The following is a 20128-nucleotide window of genomic DNA, read 5'->3' as shown; positions in this document are numbered from 1 at the left end:
GGAAAGAGAGGTACCCGATGAGCGCGCTTCTACTGATCTCAAGTGTGGACCACGCCGAGGTCGCCGTCGAGCAGGCGAGCGACTACCTGGTCCACCACCGGCGCTACGGCGGCGATCCAGCTCAGCGGGACGCCCTGCTCGGGATTTGGATCCGCCGCGAGCTTGACGCGGACCTGCCCACGTTGTTCCCGTGCGGCGAGCATGTGCAGACCTGCGGATGCGCCGTCGGGGACCCCACGGAAGGGCGCCCGCCAGCAGTGCCGGTGGGGATCCGGACCTCCTCCTCGGTGTCCGGGCTGTGGTCGCTGTGCTGGCTGGACGGTTCCGCCCTGCGCGAGGCACACAACCCCCACCAGCGACGGCGCCTGATCCTCGATGTCCTGGTGCAAGGCGCGGCGCCCGCAGCGAGCCTGCCGGGAGCGTTCTTTCCGGTCTTCGCGCACACCGACTCCCGCGACACCGTCCACGCCACCCTGACCGAACTCGGCAGCCGCTACCCGCGCCTGGTCGCGACCCACTGGTACATCGATGACCCAGAGCAGGGCATCAGTGGACCGTGCGGCACGACCAGCGCCGGATGCCGGCTCGCACGCGGCACCGCCACGACTCGCCCCTAGCCCATCCAGCGTCCCGTCACGTCCTCGGTCTCAGGAGCAGCATGACCACGCATTCCACATCCGCACCGATCACCGTCGCCCACGGAGACGGAATCGGTCCGGAAATCATGGAAGCCACCCTTTCGGTGCTCAACGCCGCAGGCGCGGCCCTTGACATCGACACGATCACCATCGGAGAGTCGGTCTATCAGGCTGGCAACCCCGCCGGCGTCACTCCCGAGGCGCTCGAGTCGATCCGCCGCACGGGTGTGTTCCTCAAGGCGCCCATCACCACCCCGCAAGGCGGAGGGTTCAAGAGCCTCAACGTCACCGTGCGCAAGACGTTCGGTCTCTATGCCAACGTCCGGCCATGCGTCGCCTACGCACCGTTCGTCGCCACCAAGCACCCTGGCATGGACGTCGTCATCGTTCGGGAGAACGAAGAGGACCTCTACGCCGGCATCGAGCACCGCCAGACCGACGAGGTCGTGCAGTGCCTCAAGCTCATCTCCCGGCAGGGATGCGAGCGGGTAATTCGCTACGCCTTCGAGTACGCCACAGCCTATCGGCGAACCAAGGTGACAGCGTTCACCAAGGACAACATCATGAAGATGACCGACGGCCTGTTCCACCGGGTGTTCGACGAGGTCGCCGCCGACTACCCCGATATCCAGGCAGAGCATTGGATCGTCGACATCGGTGCGGCCAAGCTCGCCGACACCCCCGAGGCGTTCGACGTCGTCGTCCTGCCGAACCTCTACGGCGACATCCTCTCCGACGTCGCCGCCCAGATCGCCGGATCTGTCGGCCTCGCCGGAAGCGCGAACATCGGCGAGCGAGTCGCCATGTTCGAAGCCATCCACGGATCCGCCCCCCGGCGAGCCGGCCAAGACGTTGCGAATCCTTCAGGGCTGCTGCTGGCCGCGGTACAGATGCTGGTCCACATCGGACAAGCCGACGTCGCGAGCCGAGTCCACAACGCCTGGCTGCGGACCATCGAAGACGGCATCCACACCTACGACATCTACGAGCCCGATACCAGCACCTCCAAGGTCGGCACCACGGCGTTCGCGGCATCGGTCATCGACCGTCTCGGCCAAGAACCCACCCGGCTGCCGGCAACGCACTACGCCCAGCACAGGCCGATCACCGTCAAGCTCGCGGGCCGATCCGCTGCCGCCAAGACCCAGCTCGGCGTCGACGTGTTCGTCCACAGCCCAGACACCACCCCAGACGAACTCGCCGCCAAGCTTCGTCCGTTCGCCGCACCCCTGCACCTTGACATGATCTCCAACCGGGGACAGAAGGTCTGGCCAGGCGGCGCGCCCGAGACCCTGCTCACCGACCACTGGCGATGCCGCTTCCTCGACCCGCGCGGGACCACCACCGCCGCCGAGGTCGTCGCCCTCCAGGCCCGCATGGTCGAGCACGGCATCGAACCGATCAAGACCGAAGGACTCTACGCCTTCGACGGCGAACCCGCATTCACCCGAGGCCAGGGCCAATGAAGGGCCGAGCTGACCAAGCGAAGCCGGGAGAAGACATGGACCCGCGTCACCGTAGCCGAATCGTCACCGACGGCGTCACCCGAGCACCGGCCCGGGCGATGCTGCGGGCAGTCGGGTTCGCCGACGAGGACTTCACCCGGCCGCAGATCGGTGTGGCCGCGGCCGCCAACGACCTCACACCCTGCAACATCGCCCTGGACCGCCTGGCAGGCGCGACGGCCGACGGGGTCAGGAAGGCGGGCGGGGTGGCGATGCGGTTCTCGACCATCGCCATGTCCGATGGGATCGCCATGGGGCACCGCGGCATGCGCGCGTCCCTTCCCAGCCGGGACCTCATCGCAGACTCGGTCGAGTGTGTCATGGAGGCCGAACAACTCGACGCGATGGTCACCATCGCCGGCTGCGACAAGAGCCTTCCCGGGATGCTCATGGCCGCCGCACGCCTCAACGTACCCACGGCGTTCTTGTACGGCGGCTCCTCCCTCCCCGGGAGCTGGCAGGGTCGGCCGGTGACGATCCAGGACGTGTTCGAGGCCGTCGGCGCGCAGGCAAGCGGCCTGCTCAGCACCGACGACCTCGACGAGCTGGAGCGCGCCGCGTGCCCAGGAGCCGGATCGTGCGCCGGCATGTACACCGCCAACACGATCGCCGCCGAAGCCGAAGCCCTCGGTATCGCACTGCCCGGCTCGGCATCCGCCCCCGCCATCGACCCCACACGCCCCGGCATCGCCCACGACACCGGAGCGGCCGCCGTCGCCGCCCTGCGCGCCGGGATCCGCCCACGCGACATCCTCACCCGCGAAGCCTTCGAGAACGCCATCACCGTGGTCATGGCCCTGGGCGGGTCGACCAACGCCGCGCTGCACCTACCCGCCATCGCCCACGAAGCCGGCGTCCGCCTGACCCTCGACGACTTCGACCGGATCAGCCGACACACCCCCCACATCGCCGATCTCCGTCCCGGTGGGCGCCACGTCATGGCCGACCTGCACCAGGTCGGTGGCGTGCCCGCAGTGCTCGCCGCGCTGCTGGACGCCGGACTGCTCCACGGCGACTGCCTGACCGTGACCGGAGCCACCCTGGCCGAGAACCTCGCCGAACTCGCAGCCCCGAAACCCGACGGTACGGTCCTCCGAACGCCAGATGACCCGCTCCGCCCCGACGGCGGCCTGGCCATCCTCCGCGGGGCACTCGCCCCCAGCGGCGCGGTGGTCAAGATGGCCGGCCTGACCGTCGACCGCTTCCACGGCACAGCCCGGGTCTTCGACAACGAAGACGCCGCCATGGGCTACGTCTCAGGCGGTCGCCTCACCGCAGGCGAGGTGATCGTGATCCGGTACGAAGGCCCACGCGGCGGACCGGGAATGCCGGAGATGCTCGCCGTCACCGCCGCTGTCCGCGGCACCGGCCTGGGTGACCAGGTGGCGCTGGTCACTGACGGCCGCTTCTCCGGCGCCACCACCGGCCTCTGCGTCGGCCACGTCGCCCCCGAGGCCGCTGCCGGCGGGCCGCTGGCGCTGGTCGCCGACGGCGACCCGATCATGATCGACATCCCGGCACGCACCATCGATCTCGACGTCAACCCTGCCGAACTCGAACGACGCCGTCACCGCTGGCACCCACCCCCTGCCCCGACCGGCAACGGCTTCCTAGCCAAGTACAGCCGCCTCGTCGGCTGCGCCTCGCAGGGGGCGCTCGTCGGCGCCACCCCACGATGAGCAGCCCCACCCGACGCAAACACCATCATGTCACGCGAGCGATCCGGCTTTTCTCCCATCGCCGTGCCGGCGGCACGGCCTGCGGGGCGCATCGGCGGTGCCGCCAGCGCCGACCGCCCTGTCGAAGGAATCACCGCCACGACCGGACCCTGCATCCGCCGGGCCATCGACGTCCACCAAGCGGTCACGACCCACGCCTGCCGGGCCGCACACACCAACCCCCGCGAAGGAGCCGCACTGTGTTGGACGGCAAGCACATCCTGGTGACCGGGGTCGTCACCACCGACAGCATCGCCTTCGCCGTCGCCCGCCGCGCCCAACAACTCGGCGCCGAGGTGCTGCTCACCGGGCTCCCCCGCGATCTCGATCGGGCCCGTGCGGCGGCAGCGCAGCTCACCGGCGACATCGACGTCATCCCCTTCGACGCCACTGCCTCCCACGACACCGCCCGGCTCACCGCAACGATCGCTGAGCGGTGGGAGAGACTCGACGGCGCCCTGCACGCCATCGCCTTCGCACCCGCCGACGCCCTGGAAGGCCCCCTACTCAACGCCCGCCCCGAAGGGATCGGACTGGCGTTCCAGACCAGCACCGTATCCCTCGCCGCGCTCGCCGCGGCGGTGAACCGGCTCGCCCCACCCTCCGGCGCCAGCCTGGTCGGGCTCGACTTCGACGCCAGCGCCGCGTGGCCGGTCTACAACTGGATGGGCGTCTGCAAAGCCGGACTGGAGTCGCTCAACCGGTACCTCGCACGCGACCTCGGGCCTGCCGGAATCCGGGTCAACCTCATCGCGGCCGGGCCGATCCATACCCGGGCGGCCACCGGCATCCCCGGCTTCGAAGCCCTGCTCGACGCCTGGGCAACCCGTTCGCCCTTGCGGTGGGACCCAGCCGACTCGACCCCGGTGGCCGACGCCGTCTGCTTCCTGTTCTCCGACCTCGCCCGCGCTATCACCGGCGAGATCCTCCACGTCGACGGCGGCTACCACGCCATGGCCGCGCCCCTGCGCCAACAGGGATCATGATGGGCCACGAGGACATCCAACACCTCCACACTGATCAGGGCAGGTGCCCTGGCGCAGACTGGGCAAGATCTCGGCTGGTTGACCCGGTGGGCGCTCCATGACCCGACCTAGCCGACTCATCCTGGTCACCGGCACCGGCACCGAGGTCGGCAAGACCTGGGTGACCGCCGCCTTGTCGCGACGATTGCGAGCATTTGGCATCGAGGTCGCGGCCCGCAAACCGGCGCAGTCGTTCACACCCGGTGATACCGCGACCGACGCCGCCGTGCTCGGCGAGGCAACTGACACGCCCGCCGACACGGTGTGCCCGCCACACCGGTGGTACCCGGTACCCCTCGCGCCACCGATGGCCGCCGACACCCTACAACTGGCTCCGATCCTGCTCGACGACCTCGTCGCCGAACTCGACTGGCCCTCAGACGTCGCCATCGGCTTCGTCGAGGGCGCAGGCGGGCTGTGCTCACCAATCGCCCATGACGGCGACACCCTCTCACTGGCGCAGCGGGTGAGACCGGACCTCGTGCTACTGGTCACCGAGCCTGTCCTAGGAGTTGTGTCCCAGGTGCGCCTCGCCGCGCGAGCCCTCACCGGACACGAGGTGCTAGTCGTCCTGAACCGATACGACCCCAGCGACGAGGTGCACCGGCGTAGCCGCGACTGGCTGACAGCCATCGACGCGCTCGCCGTACTCACCAACCACGACCTCGCCGACACCGTTGATTCCGACGCGGCCTGGCGCGCCATCAGCGGCGAGCCCCCCTCGGCACGCAATCCCTGACCACGCCCCTCGGTCACTGACCCGCTTACCCACGTCCTGGACCCGAGCGGTTGGTCAGACCGGGTCAGTTTCACCCGGCAGCGACAGTCACCATGAGTGATCGCGAGAGGTGAGAACTCGACGCGGAACGGTATTGCTCTGCGCCAGCAGGCTCGCCTGAGTCGTGGCGAGGCTGCCAGCAGCGGCCGGCGCACTGTCGACACCTGGCTTCCGATCCACGACTGGACCGAAACCCAGGTATGGCAACGCATCCATGCGTCAGGTGTGCCGTACCACCCGGCCTACGACCAGGGCATGACCCGCCTGTCGTGCTCCCTCTGTGTGCTCGCCAGCCGCGCGGATCTGGTTCGCGCCGCACAACTACGCCCGGAACTGGCCGCCGAGTACGCGGAGCTGGAAGCCGAGATCGGGCACCGGTTCCGCAACGACCTGTCCATGGCCGAGATCATCACCGCCGCCGAGCAAGCCGCAACCGCGGGACACACCGAGGAGACAGCCACGATCGAGCTCGGCCAGGGCCAACTGTGGTGGCCGAGGTTCGAACGCCAGTCCGACCGCTACGGCACCGTGTTCCTGCTCACCGGTCCGGATGCCGAGGACTACGTCTCGTTCGAGAACGCACCCGTCGGCCAACCGGGACGACTCGTCGCCATCGTGGTCGAGACACGTCGCTCCGAGCACTGTGGCGACATAGCGCGGTCCCTGGCACCCGTCACGCCGACGGTCGGCGAGGAGATCACGCTCGGCGCCGGCACGTTGTTCACCGACACCGATGCCGATCTCGGCATACCCACCGCCGTCGGCCTCGCGCCGGACGACAACCGGGACGCCGACTGGCTCGACCCACGCGCCTTGTACCGCTGCCACAACCAAACCGTGCGGCTCGAACTCCGCATCAGCAGCCACACCAACAAGCGCGCACACGACACCAGGCCACGCGCAGCCTGAGAGCCGTCGCTGGCGCGGCGAACAAAGTCACAAAGGCCGTCCCTGCTCAATCGCCACACGAACCCCACCGCACACGCCGAGTGCGGGAAGAAGGAGAACGTACGTGACCAGGCTGATCGAGTCCGGCTATGACGGGCAGTTCGTCACTGACCAGGTCGGTCATTCCCACGCGGCGACCACGGCGATCTACACGGCGGTCAGCAGCGACTTCAAGAACCTAAAGGTCCGCGAGCACCTGGACGCGGTGCCGAGGAAGCCGTGCTGCAACGCGCCTTCGCGATGGCCGAGACGGAGGCGGAGATGGACGACGACTTCAGCGATCACACGTCAGGTGAGCCTGCTGGCCGCCGGAGGAGGGTGCGATGAACGCGGTGTCCCGGCAAGGACCAGACGAGCAGAACGACGACGTGCAGGTCCGGCAGCCGCGCTACGAGTGGCGGCTGCGTGAGCTGATGGCGGTCCGCAAGAACTGGTACACCACCACGAAGCTGATCCCGGAGTTGCGCAAGTACGGCTTCGAGTTCGACCGCAGCTCGATCTACCGGCTCGTCAGCACCGAACGTCCGCCGAAGATGCCGATCGAGTTGATCCTGGCCTTGTGCAAGATCCTCGACTGCCGCTTCGAGGACCTGGCGGTGGAGGTCGAGCCGCAATCGGCCACCGAGGAGCCGGCTCGCCGGGGTCCGCGGCCGGCCGTGCCGGACATGCCGTTGTTGTCCGCGGACTTCTTCGACGCCGAGAGCTGACCGGACACCGGGTCACGCACGTGGGGAAAGGGCGAGGTGTCTGCGCCAGCTGTGGATGCGACCGATCTCTGGTCGCTAGCGGGCTGTGCCATACCTGCTACCACGCCCGCCGGGACAAGGAGAGCTGTGTCGGGTGTGGCCGTCTGACCGTTCCGATTGGACGTACGGCGGAGGGGGCGTGGTGCCAGAACTGCAACGGAAAGCGCCGGGCCGAACCGTGCTCGCTGTGCGGTCGGTCGGGGCGGGTGGCCGCGCGGCGCTACGGGCAGCCGGTGTGTTCGCGGTGTTGGCAGCGCGAGCGGCGCGTCCCGCTGCCCTGCTCGGTATGCGGGCGGACGATGAAGGCCACGAAGAACAGCCCGCAGGGCCGGGTCTGCTACACCTGCCACCGCAAGACCGTTCCCCGCGAGCCCTGCTGGATGTGCGGCAAGGTCGTGCTGGCCGCCGCCCACACCGAGGAAGGAGCGTGGTGCGAACGATGCCGCCGGACGCATCTGGCCGAGCCCTGCTCACGATGCGGCCAGACGGCGCCGGTCACCGTCCGCGACGACGAGAAACGGCCGGTGTGCCGGCGGTGTTGGCAGCGCGGGCATCAACGGCCGCTGCGCCGGTGCATCGACTGCGGCGAGGACAAGCCTGCGGCTCGGCTCATCGAGGACGGGCCACTGTGCGAGAAGTGCGACAACCGGCGTGCGCCGGAGGTGCTGTGCCCGCGCTGCGGGAAGACCCGCAAGGTCGGGATTCTGAGCACGGGGGTTTGCCGGGCCTGCGCCCAGCAAGCTGGGCCACGCCAGCCGTGCCACAACTGCGGCCGGACCAGGTTGGTGGCCTACCGCGACGCCGACGGCGAACCGTGGTGCGACGGCTGCCGCCGCCAGACGCTGGCCGAACCGTGCTCGGGCTGCGGCGTCCACAAGGTGGTGTGCGCGCGTGACCATAATGGACCGTGGTGCAAAGCGTGCTGGGAAGTGGTGCGGCCCGGTCCGCCGTGTACCGACTGCGGGCAACGACCGTCGATGTCCGTGCCAGCTACGGACGGTGTGGCCAGGTGCGTGCCGTGCTACCTGGCCGCCCAGGTCCCCTGCACCCGATGCGGAACCACCGCCCGCGCCGAACGACATTGGCCGGAGGGCCCGGTCTGCCTGTCCTGTGTGGACGCGGTACGGCTCACACACGAGCACTGCCACTGCTGCGGCCAACTAGCCGCGGTGTTCCGCCGCGAGCCCGCCGGGCCGTTGTGCCCGGACTGCGCGGGCGTCACCTTCTCCTAGGGGGACCGCCGGGATACGGGAGAAACCTGCCAAGTGGTCGGGTAGTGCCTGGTAGAGGGCGCTAGAGATCGTTAGAGAGCCCGTGTGACGTGGGTGCGGCGGGTGTTGGTTAGGGTGCGCTGGGTTACGTCCGCTGGCTGGGCCTGGGGTGCTGGGTGGCTTCGATCGATCGGACCGCCTATCCGCGGTTCAAGCGGGTGGTGTCGGTCCGTGAGCTGGCGGAGGCGTTCACGCCGGTCGCCGGCGAGATTGAGTGGGCTCGGGGGCGGAGTCAGGGCGAGCCGAACTTCCTGGCGTTGGTGGTGCTGCTGAAGTGCTACCAGCGGCTGGGGCATTTCCCGAAGCTGGCTGACGTGCCGGTGGTGGTGATCAACCATGTCCGGGCCGCGCTGGTCTGCCCCGCAAATTCCGGACAACTGTTTGGGGTTCTAATTATGCCGCAGACTGGTCGCTCAGGTACTCGTTGTGGACCTCTTTAGGGGTCCGATAGCCGAGCGCCGAGTGGAGACGCTTGGAATTATAGCGGAACTCGATGTATCTGGCCACATCTGCGCGGGCGTGTTCGCGTGTCGGATACACGGTACGGTTGACTCGTTCCACTTTCAGCGCCGCGTTGAACGACTCCGCCTGCGCGTTATCGAAACACGATCCGGTGCGACCGACCGAGCGACGGATGTCGAGTTCGGCGGTGGCGCGGACGAACGCTTCGCAGGTGTATTGACCGGATTCAACCGGTGGAAGCAACACCGGTTTGTTGGAGCAATAGTAGGTGCTCGTTGAGTGCTTCGGCGGGGGTCTTCCAGCCGAGTGTTTTGCGGGGCCTGGTGTTGAGTGCGTGAGCGACTGCCTCGATCTCCTCCGCCGACCACCGGGACAGGTCGGTGCCCTTCGGGAAGTATTGACGTAGCAGGCCGTTGGTGTTCTCGTTCGTGCCGCGCTGCCACGGGCTTTGGGGGTCGGCGAAGAACACGGGGATTCCGGTCTCGACCTTGAACTGGGCGTGGGCCGACATCTCCTTGCCGCGATCCCACGTCAACGATCGGGCCAACCGTCCTGGCAGCGTGGACATTGTGCTCGCGAGTGCGTTCTTCATCGTGATGGCGCCGTAGCCGGCCAGCGCGGGACCGTTCTTGACCGAGTGCTTGTGGCGGTAGCCCTCCTCGCGGGGCAAGTGGACCAGCATCGTGAAGCGGGTCGTTCGCTCGACAACGGTGCCGATTGCCGAGCGCTCGAGTCCGATCAGCAGGTCTCCTTCCCAGTGCCCGGGAACGGCACGGTCCTCGGCCTCGGCGGGGCGTTCGCTGATCAGCGCTTCGGGGGTCACGTGCGCCCAGGTCTTGCGCCGTGCCCGGGCTCGGGGTGCCCGCAGCGCGCGTCCGGTGCGCAGGCACAGAATGAGCTCGCGTGTGAGCGCGCCGCGACCCTGGATGTAGAGCGCCTGGTAGATCGCTTCGTGGCTGATCCTCATGGACTCATCATCGGGGAAGTCGAGCTTGATCCGGTTCGCGATCTGCTCCGGACTCCACGCTCGCACCCAAGCACGGTCCTTGCGGTGCGGCTTGTTCCGACCTGTCCACCGCTGCGTTGCCGGCCCGGCGATCGGCGTCCCGTCAGACATGCTGAGTTGCCCCGACAGCCGGTCCTGGACGTAGGCACGCAGCCGCGGGTTCGCGGCCAGTTTCGCGGTCTTCGGGCGACGCGCAACGAGGTCGGCCTTCCACTGCGCCACCGAAGCCCGGTAGCCGAGCTTCCCACCGCGAGTCGCTGCGTTGCGCCGCAACTCACGAGAGATCGTCGATGGATCACGCCCGACCTCCCGGGCGATCTGACGAACCCCAGCACCTTGGGCCTTCAGCAGCGCGATCTCCTCACGCTCAGGAAACGACAGATACCTGCCCGAGGGCGGTTTCAGGTTGAACGGTGGCATACCGCCACCATTGCGGAACCAGCGGACACCGACCGGCGGTGACACGCCGACTACCCTCGCGGCCTCCTCGGCCAGCAAGCCCTTGGCGATCTCGTCCCAGAACGCCGACTCGATCTCCCGCTGAAACTTCGGATGCCCAGGCGAGCGCATCGCCGGACGCAACGCCCGATCCGCCGCTTGCTGCCGACGACCCATGAAACACCTCCACTATCACGAGGTGTTGCGACAACCAGTTGAATCCGCCTTGGGTACCGCGATCGGAATGAAAGATCGCGCCGTCGGCCAGCGTGTGGTTTCGGGCTGCCATCTGCAGCGCGTCGATGACCAGGTGGGCGCGCATATGGTCGGCGAGGGCGTAGCCGATGCATTCCTTGGTGCAGCAGTCGATCACCGACGCGAGGTAGAGCCAGCCCTCCCAGGTAGGGATGTAGGTGATGTCGCCGACGAGCTTGGTGCCCGGCACGTCGGCGCTGAAGTCGCGGCCGATGAGGTCGGGCGCCGGCGCCGCGTCGCCGGCCACGGTGGTCGCCGGTCGGAACGGCCGGGGCTGGCACGGGACCAGGCCCAGCTCGCACATGATCGCCCGCACGAGCTCCGGGCTGCACCGGTCGCCCTGGCGGACCAGTGCGGCGTGGATGCGGCGGTGCCCGTAGGTCTGGTCGGAGTCGTCGAAGATCCACTGAACGAGGGCGGCGAGCCGCTCCCGGCGGCGGGCGGTCGCCGAGGCGGGCCGGTCGCGCCACTCGTAGAAGCCGGAGGTGGACACGCCCAGCCACGCGCACATCTTCACGATCGCGTACTGCGCCTTCTGCGCATCGATGAATTCGAACTTCGCGCTCACCGATACTCCTGGGCGAAGAAGGCTGCCGCTTTTCCCAGAAATTCGGCCTTCATCTTCAGTTCACGGTTCTCCCGCTCGAGTTCGCGCAGCCGGGCCCGGTCCGAGATGGACAGCGGCGGCTCCTCATCGGCGTGCTCGACCCGATACTTGTTCACCCAGTTCCCGAGGGTGCCTTCGTTGACCTGGATCTCACGGGCGACTTCGGCGATCGCCCGGGACGACTCGGTCACCATCTTCACGGCCTCGTCCTTGAACTCGGGACTGAACTTACGGCGACGTTCTCGCAATGATCGTCCTCCAATCCGGGCCGGACCTTATTGGGTCCGGTGTCCGGAATGTGGGAGGCTCGCCACGCTGGGCCTGGCCGAGGACGTCCTGGCGGTGCACGAGTCGGATCGGACGTTGTGTCGCCACCGTGACTACGTCCGTGACCGACTGAATGTGGTCTACAAGCCCGCCGAGGCACGCGCGATCGCCGAGAAAGCGATCCGCAAGGCGGTCACCACGAAGGACAACCCGGCCGACCTGATCAACGTCGCGCTGGAGGAGCTGGTCCGGGCACGGCGCGAGCTGCCGGGGTTCACCACGCTGGACAAGATGGTCTCCGCGATCCGCACCGAGACGAACACCGCGTTGTTCGGGCTGGTCGCGACCCGGCTGGACGCGGCGGACCGGCGGCGGCTCGCGCGGCTGCTGTGGCTGGACCCGACATCGCGGCGCAGCGAGTTTGACCGGCTGAAGACGCCGGCGAAGGCGGCGTCGGTGGGAAAGTTCAAGCTTCGCCTGGCCCACCTGCAAGCGCTGGACGAGCTCGGCGCGACCGAGCAGTGGCTCGACGGCATCCCGGCGACGAAGATCGCGCATTTCGCCGGGGAGGCGCGGGTGACCGACGTCGGCGACATGCGGGATATCGGCGAGGCGAAGCGGTGGACGTTGCTGGCGAGCCTGATCCACGAGTGCCGGACCACGGCCCGGGACGAGGTCGCGACGATGTTCTGCAAGCGGATGGCGGTGATCCACAAGAAGGGCAAGGAGCGGCTGGTCGAGCTGCATGAGCAGCACCGCGCCGAGTCCGAGCGGCTGCTGGACGTGTTCGGTGATGTCCTGGCCGGCGCCCGGGAGGCCACCGCACCAGACAACGACGGCGCGACCGCGCCGGAACCCGCGGCCGCGGTGGCCGAGCGGGCCGGGCGGCTGCTGCTCAAGACGCTGGCCGACGCGGGCGGGGTGGAGCAGCTCTCGGCAGCGCATGAGGTGGTGTCGGCGCACCACGGCAACAACTACCTGCCGTTGCTGGAGAAGTTCTACAAGAGCCACCGCTCGGCGCTGTTCACCCTGCTCGACACCCTCGACCTGGAGCCGACCAGCGCGGATCACAGCGTGGCCGACGCGGTGGAGTTCCTGCGCGCGATCCGGGGCCGCACCGGCGAGTACGTCCCGGAGAAGGTGACCGTCGGGCGTGGGGCGGACGCGGTGACGGTGGCGATCGACATCGACTTCGTCACTGAGGCGTGGCGCAAGATCCTGGTGGTGAAGGACCGGCCGGGCAAGCTGGTGCGCCGTCACCTGGAGGTGTGCGTGTTCTCCTACCTCGCCTCCGAGCTGCGCTCCGGGGACATCGCGGTGGTCGGCGCCGACTCCTACGCCAACCTGCACGCGCAGCTGATGTCCTGGGATGAGTGCGTCCCGCTGGCCGAGCAGTTCTGCGGCCAGGCCGGGATTCCCTCGGACCCGAAGGAGCTCACGGCGCACTACCGGGCGGCGCTGACCGATATCGCCGCGGTGGTGGACGCCGGGTTCCCGCACAACACCGACCTGTCCTTCGAGGACGGCCGCCCGGTCCTGCGGCGCCGCAAGGGTGCCGACCGGCGCCCGTCCGCGCTGGCGCTGGAGGAGTCGATTCACCAGCGGCTGCCCGAACGCGGGCTGCTGGACATCCTGGCCCGCACCGCGCACCTGGTCGGCTGGCCGCGGCACTTCGGGCCGGCGTCGGGATCGGACCCGAAGATCCGCGACGCGATGGCCCGCTACGTCCTGACCGTGTTCGCCAACGGCACGCTTCTCGGCCCCGCGCAGGTCGCGCGGCACATGCGTGACCAGGTCAGCGCGCACGAGCTGTCGATCGCGGCGAACAAGCACACCACTTGCGCCAAGATCGACGCCGCGTCCACCGACGTGATCAACGAGTTCGCGAAGCTCGACGTCGCCGGGATGTGGGGCGACGGCCGGGTGGTCGCGGTGGACGGCACGCAGGTGGACACGTGGGAGAACAACATCCTCGCCGAGTCCCACATCCGCTACGGCGGCTACGGCGGGATCGCCTACCGGCACATCTCCGACACCTACATCGCCCTGTTCAGCCACTTCATCCCGTGCGGGGTGTGGGAGGCCGTCTATATCATCGAAGGGTTGCTGCGCAACGACTCGGAGATCCAGCCCGACACGATCCACGCCGACACCCAAGGCCAGTCCCTGCCTGTTTTCGGGCTCGCCGCGCTGCTCGGCTTCGACCTGCTCCCGCGCATCCGCAACTGGGCGGATCTGAACTTCTACCGGCCCAGCGCGGACACCGGGTTCGCGCACATCGACTCGCTGTTCGGCGACAACGTGATCGACTGGGGCCTGATCGAGACGCATTGGACGGACCTGCTGCGCACCGCGATCTCGATCAGCGAGGGCCGGTTGTCGTCGGTGACGCTGCTGCGCCGGCTGGGCAACAACTCGCGGAAGAACCGCCTGTACCGGGCGTTCCGGGAGCTGGGCCGGGTCATCCGCACGATCACGCTGCTGCGGTTCCTCGCGGACGCGCAGTTGCGGGAGCAGATCACCGCGATCACCAACAAGGCCGAGGCGTTCCACGGGTTCTCCGCGTGGCTGCGTTTCGGCGGGGAGGCGATCGGGCGTAACGACCCGGACTACCAGGAAAAGATCATCAAGTTCAACGAGCTGCTCGCGAACTGCGTGATCTACTCCAACGCCTGCGACATCACCGCCGCGGCGAACGCGCTGGCCTCCGACGGGCACCCGATCGACACCGACGATCTGCCCACGATCTCCCCGTACATCACCCACACCATCCGCCGCTTCGGGGACTGGGTGCTCGATCTGTCGCCGCCTGACGCGGTGCCGGTCACTACGCTGGACCTGGTGCCGGGGGCGCTGTTCCCCGGCGACGCCACCGCGCCGCGCCGGACAAGGGCGCGCGTCACCGCGAAGTAAGGGATCCTGATGACCACCCGTTGGGTCCGCTACGTCGTTCCGGTCATGGTCGAGATCGACTGCGACAACGACTCCATCGCGGGCTGCGCGCAACCCCAATCGCCGGGAAGCGCCCCCTGGGGGAAACTGCCTCGCGCGCGACGCGCATGCGTCTCGCCACTTAGGGCGCGATCCGACGCCCCAACCCCGCACGACGAGGTTTCACGTTTCATCGCTGCTCGGGGAGCGGCGTGCCCGGATGTTCGGAGTCGCCGGACTGGCGATCCCGGTGGGGGGGCCGCACTGGAGACCGTTGCACTGGAGACAGTGGCTGTGGCCTGGCCGCATATGGCGGGCGTGGTGGCGTGGTCGAGTCCTCCGGGACGCTTATCGGACCGTTGCCTGAGGGTGGCTCGTCATTCTCGCTATCGCCATCCCCGGTCAGGATGCAAAAGTCGGTGAGGAAGCAAGCGACCTCGCCGTCGGCGGTGCGCCCAACCCAGGTTGGATAGTGCCCGTCTCCGCTACCAGAGGGAAACGCCACCGCAAGGGGCCGGTCCCCGTCGTCGGCCAGTGTGGCGGGCGCGGTGCGGTCGGTCTCGCCGAGGATGTGGATGTCCAGGTTAGATAGCAGCTGGTTGCTGTAGTCGTCGTTCTCGCGCAGCGCCGCGATGTTCGCCGCGTCCACGAAGCCGCCGGCGCCGCCGTCGACCGGATAGCCGAAGTACTCGTCGTCGCCCAGTTCGGCGGCATCCTGGCCCGCGCACGCCGCCATCTCCCAGGAGGCGGCTGGCTCGTCCCGGATCATCAGCCGGGCCGCCGCGACCCACTCCTGCGCATCCTGCTCGTCCGGTTCGCCGAACACGGCGAGCACCAGCACCACCGGATACCGGCCCGGTGGCACCTGTTGGACAAACCTGTCCTCGGAGCCGGACATCGACAAGAACATGGCCGGCTCGCCGGCGACGACCCGCCCGGACGGCAGCCACAGCGAGGCGTCCTGCCGCAGCCGGACGGTGGCGACATCGCCGCGGGACAGTGTGTGATGCGTTCCTGGGGCGAACAGCCATTCGAAATCGGGTGCGGACACCGGCATAACTGCTCCTTCGACGAGTTTCTTCACTGTCCACCGGCGCCGAAGACGGATGACACCTTGGCGACACCTGATGAAGCGATCGTAGCCACCTCTTCTCCCCGGCCTAGCCATGTCCACCGGCAAATGTCCTAACGGATCCGATCGGATACCTGGAAGGGCACCGGTGTCAGGCTTCGCGCGGCAAGGGACCTGTAGTTTCTCTCATAAATGAACAGTTGTGACAGTTCTGCGAACAGCCCGATCCGCCCCGAAGATCCGCAGGTCGCGATTCGCACAAAACCTCTCAGAACCACCCCCGTTACCTTTTTCGTAGTTCCTGATCAAGGAGCTGTGGTCGCCAGGTTCGGCATGACTGATGCCCCCAGTCGAGTCCATGATCCGGGGGGTGGTGTCACCGGGCCTGGCGGCATCGAGGGACCGCTGAATAGGGACACGGCCGCCCGCAGGGCAGGTCTCGTCGTAACGTGGGTGCCGGCCATCGATGCCTGACCGGCGACCACCCGTGACGGACGAAAGAACCGTGCATGACCAGCAGTTTCGGCGTGTTCCTCGGTCTCGACGTCGGCAAGGGCAGCCACCACGCGGTGGGCCTGGATCCGGTCGGTAAGCGGCTGCATGACGGGCCCTTGCCCAACAGCGAGCCCAAACTTCGCGCGTTGTTCGACAAGCTCGCCCAGCTCGGTCCGCTGCTGGTCGTGGTTGATCAGCCAGCCACGATCGGCGCGCTGCCGGTCGCCGTCGCCCGCGCAGCCGGTCACCAAGTCGCCTATCTGCCCGGGCTGGCGATGCGCCGCATCGCCGATCTCTACCCGGGCAAGGCCAAAACCGATGCTCGCGACGCGTTCATCATCGCTGATGCGGCCCGCTCGCTGCCGCACACGCTGCGCCCGGTCGACGTCGGGGACGACACCCTGGCCGAGCTGGAGGTGTTGGTCGGGTTCGACGACGACCTGGCCGGCGAGGCCACGCGGATCGCCAACCGCATCCGCGGCCTGCTCACCGGCGTCCACCCCGCTCTCGAACGCGCGATCGGCCCGAAGATCAGTCATCCGGCGGTCCTGGAAATCCTGTCGCGCTGCGGCGGCCCCACCGGAATCCGCAAGGCCGGGCGCCGCAAACTCACCGCGATCGCGAAGGCCCACGCCCCGCGCATGGGCGACACACTCGTCACCGCGATCCTTGCGGCACTGGACGAGCAAACCGTCACCGTCCCCGGAACCACCGCCGCGGACACCGTGCTGCCCAGACTCGCCGACAGCCTCAAAACCGTGCTCGAGCAACGCACACAACTCGCCACCGAGGTCGAGGAGATACTCGATGCGCACCCTCTTGCCGGGGTCCTGACCTCGATGCCCGGCATCGGGGTCAGGACCGCCGCCCGCATCCTGCTCGAGATCGGTGACGCCTCCAACTTCGCCAGCTCCGCCCACCTGGCCGCCTACGCCGGCATCGCACCGGTCACCCGCACCTCGGGCACCAGCATCAAAGGCGAACACCCCGCCCGCACCGGCAACCGCAAACTCAAACGCGCGTTCTTCCTCGCCGCCTTCGCCGCACTGCACGACCCGACCAGCCGCGCCTACTACGACCGCAAGAGAGCCGAGGGCAAGAAACACAACGCCGCCCTCATCTGCCTCGCCCGACGCCGCTGCGACGTCCTCTACGCCATGCTCCGCAACGGCACCCACTACCGACACCCCGAACCAGCCCACGCCGCGACAGCGGCTTGACGAACCCATAGGGACACCCCCCCCGGTTTTGACAGAGTTCTGAGAGACTGGAGGTATGCAACTCGGACCCGACGACGCAGCGGCCGCGGTCGAACGCCACCCCTGCCCGCAATGCGACGTCCCCGCCGGCAGCGCCTGCCGCACCCGCGCCGGGAAGACCGCCGCGAAGTACCACACCGCGCGCTTCATCCTCGTGCCCGCGCTACGCGACGAACTCACCGTACCCGTCCCGGCCGATCGCGGGCCCGGCAAGAAGTGGACGCAGTGCCCCGAGGTCGCCGCGCCGGCGCCTGAGACGAACGGGGCGCCGATCCGGATCGGCTACGCTCGCTGCTCGACGGCCACCCAGGAGTTGCAAAGCCAGCTCGACGCGCTCGCGGCCGCGCACTGCACGCGGGTGTTCTCCGAGAAGATCAGCACCCGCATCAAGATCCGCCCCGAGCTGGAGAAGGCACTCACCCTCGCCCACGAGATCAAGATCGCGGCACCGGACCAGCCGGTGATCCTGACCGTGCACGAGATGAAACGCCTTGCCCGCAACGCCGCCGAGCTGATGACGCTGTCCGCCCAGCTGCAAGGTGGCGGGGTGCAGCTGGAGCTGCTGAGTGGGCCGCTGACCGGCATCTACGACCCACACGGTATGGGATCGATGCTCTTCGCCGTGCTCGCCGTCGCCGCCCAGCTCGACCGCGACTACATCCGCGAAAAGACCCTCGAAGGCCAGCAGGCCGCCGCCGCACGCGGCAACCACGGCGGCCGACCCAAGGTGATCGACGAAGACGACGTGCTCTTCGCCCGCGCCCTGCGCGACAAGGGCACCCCGATGCCCGACATCGTCAAGAAGCTGACCATCAAGACCGGCAAGAACGCCGGCCGGCACCCCTCAGTTGCCTCGCTCTACCGCGCCCTCGCCGACAACGACGCCTGACCAGGCACTACCCGACTACTTGGCAGGTTTCTCCCGTATCCCGGCGGTCCCCCTCCTACCGCTGCCCGACCTGTGGGGCCATGGGCCGTCTGCTGCGCGGGCACTGCGTATCCTGCATCGCGCGTCGGGACTTGGTCGAGCTGTTCACCCAGCCCGACGGGCAACCGGCCGCCTGGTTGGCGCCGCTGGCCGAGCTGCTGGAGAGCTACGACAACCCGTACTCGCTGTGCCTGTATCTGCGCCGGCCCGGCGGACAACTCATCCGCCGCATGGTCACCGGCGAACTGGCTTGCTCGCACGAGGCACTCGACGAGCTCCGGCAGACCACCGCGGTCCAGCACCTGCGCGGTACTCGCCGAGATCCTCGAACCCCGCGAGGAAGAACTCGCCCAGCTCACCCGCGACGTCCAGACCCTGCTGGCCCGAGTAACCGTCCAGCAGGACAAGACCATCCTGGCTCGCTACGTCCGGTGGCACCTGATGCCCCTGGCCCACCAGCGCGCCGAGCGGGATTCCGGCTTCACGCGCTACCAGCGCGAACACCTCCGGCGGAAGCTCGACGCCGCCCGCCTGTTGCTGAGCTACCTCCGCGCCCGCGGCATCAGCCTGGCCGCCCTCACCCAACCCGTGATGGACCGCTGGCTGATCCGCAACCGGCCCCGCCAGCGTTACGCGCGCCCGTTCCTGCTGTGGGCCGCAACCAACGGCCTCGCCCCCGCCCACGTCGCGATCGGCACCTCGGCCCACACCGGCAACCGGGAGATCATGAGCGACACCGACCGAGTCCTGCTCGCCGTCAAGCTGGAGACCGACGACACCCAGGCGCTGACCGATCGTGCCGCCGGCTGCCTGGTCCTGCAATACGGGCAAAGCTGCTGGCGACTGGTCAACCTCACCACCGACGACGTCCTCGCCCACCCGGACGAGCCCGGCGTCCTCGGCCTGCAACTCGGCCGCGACCCCTTGTGGCTACGCCCCCGGCTGTCCGTACTCCTGCAGCAGCTCGTCAACAACCGCCGCCCGCTCGCGGGCGCGCTGCGGCACCGCCCGACTCCCTACCTGTTCCCAGGGCTGCGCCCCGACCGGCCGATGACGTCGGCCACCCTCCAGGCCCGGCTGCGCAAGCTGGGCGTCCCCAGCGCCCGCACCGCCCGCAACGGCGCCTGGATGTCACTGGTTGGTTCCGTCCACTGGAAGATGCTCGCCGACCTGCTCGGTGTGGCCGACACCACCGCCAGCGCCTGGCACCGGGAGAACGGCGGCGACCGCGCCAGCTACGTCGCCAGCCGCCTTCGCCAGGGACAACGAAGCGTCGCACCCGAGTAACCGTGGCGCCATGTGTGTCCACTATGTGTCCACGTCGCGTCACCGGGTGAAGTCGCTGAGCTTCGTGTCCTTGCTCATGAGGAGATCGATGGGTGGAGGCCAGCGGCGGGATCGGCGGTGATCTGGTCGGTGTCGGTGTCGTAGTCGAACAGTTCGGCGTAGCGGCCCCAGGCGATGGCGGGGTGTCGAGTTGCTGCTGGGCGTTTTCAGCGGAGAAGGGGCGGCGGGATACCGCCGGTGAATAGCCGGGGAAGATTCCCCGCAGGATGAGTTTCCGCCACCACAGCGGCGGCTTCGCGTAGGTCGCTGGGGATCGCGCTGGCCTCGGCGATGACGTTGAACAGGATGTACCACTGGGCGCCCAGCGACATGAGCAGGATGCCGCCCCAGTTCAGCGCCCCCGCCGAGGCTGAGCACCACAGCGTGGCGGCGGTGTCCAAGCCCACGCACGCTCAGCCCGTCCCGCAGGATCACCCCAGCACCCAGGAACCC

20 protein-coding genes are annotated in these 20128 nt (G+C 68.4%); 14 read left to right on the top strand and 6 right to left on the bottom strand.

Annotation, left to right across the window (positions count from 1 at the left end; translation table 11 throughout):
• Nucleotides 1–17 precede the first annotated feature (17 nt).
• From DI005_RS21460 to DI005_RS21420, 10 genes are all read left to right on the top strand, one after another.
• Entirely contained in the window at nucleotides 18–617 is a 600-nt protein-coding gene (locus DI005_RS21460) for a hypothetical protein (RefSeq protein WP_005456790.1), read from the top strand.
• Between the two features lie 41 nt (nucleotides 618–658).
• Entirely contained in the window at nucleotides 659–2104 is a 1446-nt protein-coding gene (locus DI005_RS21455; protein WP_005456797.1) for an NADP-dependent isocitrate dehydrogenase, read from the top strand.
• A 35-nt stretch (nucleotides 2105–2139) separates the two neighbouring features.
• Complete coding sequence (gene ilvD / locus DI005_RS21450; RefSeq protein ID WP_005456798.1) at nucleotides 2140–3822, top strand: dihydroxy-acid dehydratase; 1683 nt, start codon at nucleotides 2140–2142, stop codon at nucleotides 3820–3822.
• 239 nt (nucleotides 3823–4061) lie between these two features.
• Complete coding sequence (fabI, locus tag DI005_RS21445) at nucleotides 4062–4847, top strand: enoyl-ACP reductase FabI (protein WP_113643306.1); 786 nt, start codon at nucleotides 4062–4064, stop codon at nucleotides 4845–4847.
• 97 nt (nucleotides 4848–4944) lie between these two features.
• Entirely contained in the window at nucleotides 4945–5625 is a 681-nt protein-coding gene (gene bioD / locus DI005_RS21440) for an ATP-dependent dethiobiotin synthetase BioD (protein WP_005456800.1), read from the top strand.
• A 96-nt stretch (nucleotides 5626–5721) separates the two neighbouring features.
• Entirely contained in the window at nucleotides 5722–6573 is an 852-nt protein-coding gene (locus DI005_RS21435; protein WP_083844754.1) for a phosphoadenosine phosphosulfate reductase family protein, read from the top strand.
• 49 nt (nucleotides 6574–6622) lie between these two features.
• On the top strand, nucleotides 6623–7021 hold the full coding sequence (locus DI005_RS39110; protein WP_255565734.1) for a tyrosine-type recombinase/integrase: 399 nt from the start codon (nucleotides 6623–6625) through the stop codon (nucleotides 7019–7021).
• A complete protein-coding gene (locus DI005_RS21425; protein ID WP_005456801.1) occupies nucleotides 6936–7319 on the top strand; it encodes a helix-turn-helix transcriptional regulator in 384 nt (127 codons plus the stop codon). The genes DI005_RS39110 and DI005_RS21425 overlap by 86 nt, the downstream gene beginning before the upstream one ends.
• A 338-nt stretch (nucleotides 7320–7657) precedes the next feature.
• On the top strand, nucleotides 7658–8590 hold the full coding sequence (locus DI005_RS37985; RefSeq protein WP_143101978.1) for a hypothetical protein: 933 nt from the start codon (nucleotides 7658–7660) through the stop codon (nucleotides 8588–8590).
• A 155-nt stretch (nucleotides 8591–8745) separates the two neighbouring features.
• Nucleotides 8746–9069, top strand: a complete 324-nt coding sequence (locus tag DI005_RS21420; protein ID WP_233520240.1) for a DUF4158 domain-containing protein — start codon at nucleotides 8746–8748, stop codon at nucleotides 9067–9069.
• On the opposite strand, the gene DI005_RS21415 is transcribed toward DI005_RS21420, so the two are convergent.
• From DI005_RS21415 to DI005_RS21400, 4 genes are read right to left on the bottom strand one after another with little or no spacing between them, the layout of a single operon-like run.
• Entirely contained in the window at nucleotides 9023–9337 is a 315-nt protein-coding gene (locus DI005_RS21415) for an integrase core domain-containing protein (RefSeq protein ID WP_113643305.1), read from the bottom strand. The two genes, DI005_RS21420 and DI005_RS21415, sit on opposite strands and share 47 nt — an antisense overlap.
• On the bottom strand, nucleotides 9318–10517 hold the full coding sequence (locus tag DI005_RS21410) for an IS30 family transposase (RefSeq protein ID WP_113643304.1): 1200 nt from the start codon (nucleotides 10515–10517) through the stop codon (nucleotides 9318–9320). The genes DI005_RS21415 and DI005_RS21410 overlap by 20 nt, the downstream gene beginning before the upstream one ends.
• Nucleotides 10465–11358: an IS3 family transposase gene (locus DI005_RS39105; RefSeq protein WP_113643303.1), complete on the bottom strand. Its 894-nt coding sequence runs from the start codon at nucleotides 11356–11358 to the stop codon at nucleotides 10465–10467. Before DI005_RS39105 ends, DI005_RS21410 begins: the two co-directional genes overlap by 53 nt.
• Nucleotides 11355–11645, bottom strand: coding sequence for a transposase (locus tag DI005_RS21400; RefSeq protein WP_158559862.1), 291 nt, complete (start codon nucleotides 11643–11645; stop codon nucleotides 11355–11357). Before DI005_RS21400 ends, DI005_RS39105 begins: the two co-directional genes overlap by 4 nt.
• Between DI005_RS21400 and DI005_RS21395 the strand changes: the two genes are divergently transcribed.
• Nucleotides 11527–14577 carry a Tn3 family transposase gene (locus DI005_RS21395; protein WP_233520239.1) on the top strand — a complete coding sequence of 1017 codons (3051 nt, stop codon included), beginning with the start codon at nucleotides 11527–11529 and terminating at the stop codon, nucleotides 14575–14577. The two genes, DI005_RS21400 and DI005_RS21395, sit on opposite strands and share 119 nt — an antisense overlap.
• Nucleotides 14578–14785: 208 nt before the next feature.
• On the opposite strand, the gene DI005_RS21390 is transcribed toward DI005_RS21395, so the two are convergent.
• Nucleotides 14786–15652: a DUF4241 domain-containing protein gene (locus tag DI005_RS21390; RefSeq protein WP_113643301.1), complete on the bottom strand. Its 867-nt coding sequence runs from the start codon at nucleotides 15650–15652 to the stop codon at nucleotides 14786–14788.
• A 524-nt stretch (nucleotides 15653–16176) separates the two neighbouring features.
• Here DI005_RS21390 and DI005_RS21385 point away from each other — a divergent pair.
• The 3 genes from DI005_RS21385 to DI005_RS21375 all read left to right on the top strand — a co-directional run bounded on the left by DI005_RS21385 (nucleotide 16177) and on the right by DI005_RS21375 (nucleotide 19636).
• Complete coding sequence (locus DI005_RS21385) at nucleotides 16177–17382, top strand: IS110 family transposase (protein WP_113643300.1); 1206 nt, start codon at nucleotides 16177–16179, stop codon at nucleotides 17380–17382.
• A 55-nt stretch (nucleotides 17383–17437) separates the two neighbouring features.
• Nucleotides 17438–18310: a recombinase family protein gene (locus tag DI005_RS21380; protein WP_091679426.1), complete on the top strand. Its 873-nt coding sequence runs from the start codon at nucleotides 17438–17440 to the stop codon at nucleotides 18308–18310.
• Nucleotides 18311–18790: 480 nt separating this feature from the next.
• Nucleotides 18791–19636 carry a hypothetical protein gene (locus DI005_RS21375; RefSeq protein WP_091679423.1) on the top strand — a complete coding sequence of 282 codons (846 nt, stop codon included), beginning with the start codon at nucleotides 18791–18793 and terminating at the stop codon, nucleotides 19634–19636.
• A gap of 206 nt (nucleotides 19637–19842) precedes the next feature.
• Here the strand turns inward: DI005_RS21375 and DI005_RS39100 are convergent, their stop codons facing one another.
• Nucleotides 19843–20076 (bottom strand): hypothetical protein, encoded by a 234-nt coding sequence (locus tag DI005_RS39100; protein WP_146770610.1) that lies wholly within the window; start codon nucleotides 20074–20076, stop codon nucleotides 19843–19845.
• Between the last annotated feature and the right edge of the window lie 52 nt (nucleotides 20077–20128).

The organism is Prauserella sp. PE36 (genome assembly GCF_003311655.1).
Classification (GTDB): Bacteria; Actinomycetota; Actinomycetes; order Mycobacteriales; family Pseudonocardiaceae; genus Prauserella_A; species Prauserella_A endophytica.
The sequence above is the reverse complement of the archived record's forward strand: the minus strand, read 5'-3'. Positions and strand labels throughout refer to the sequence as shown.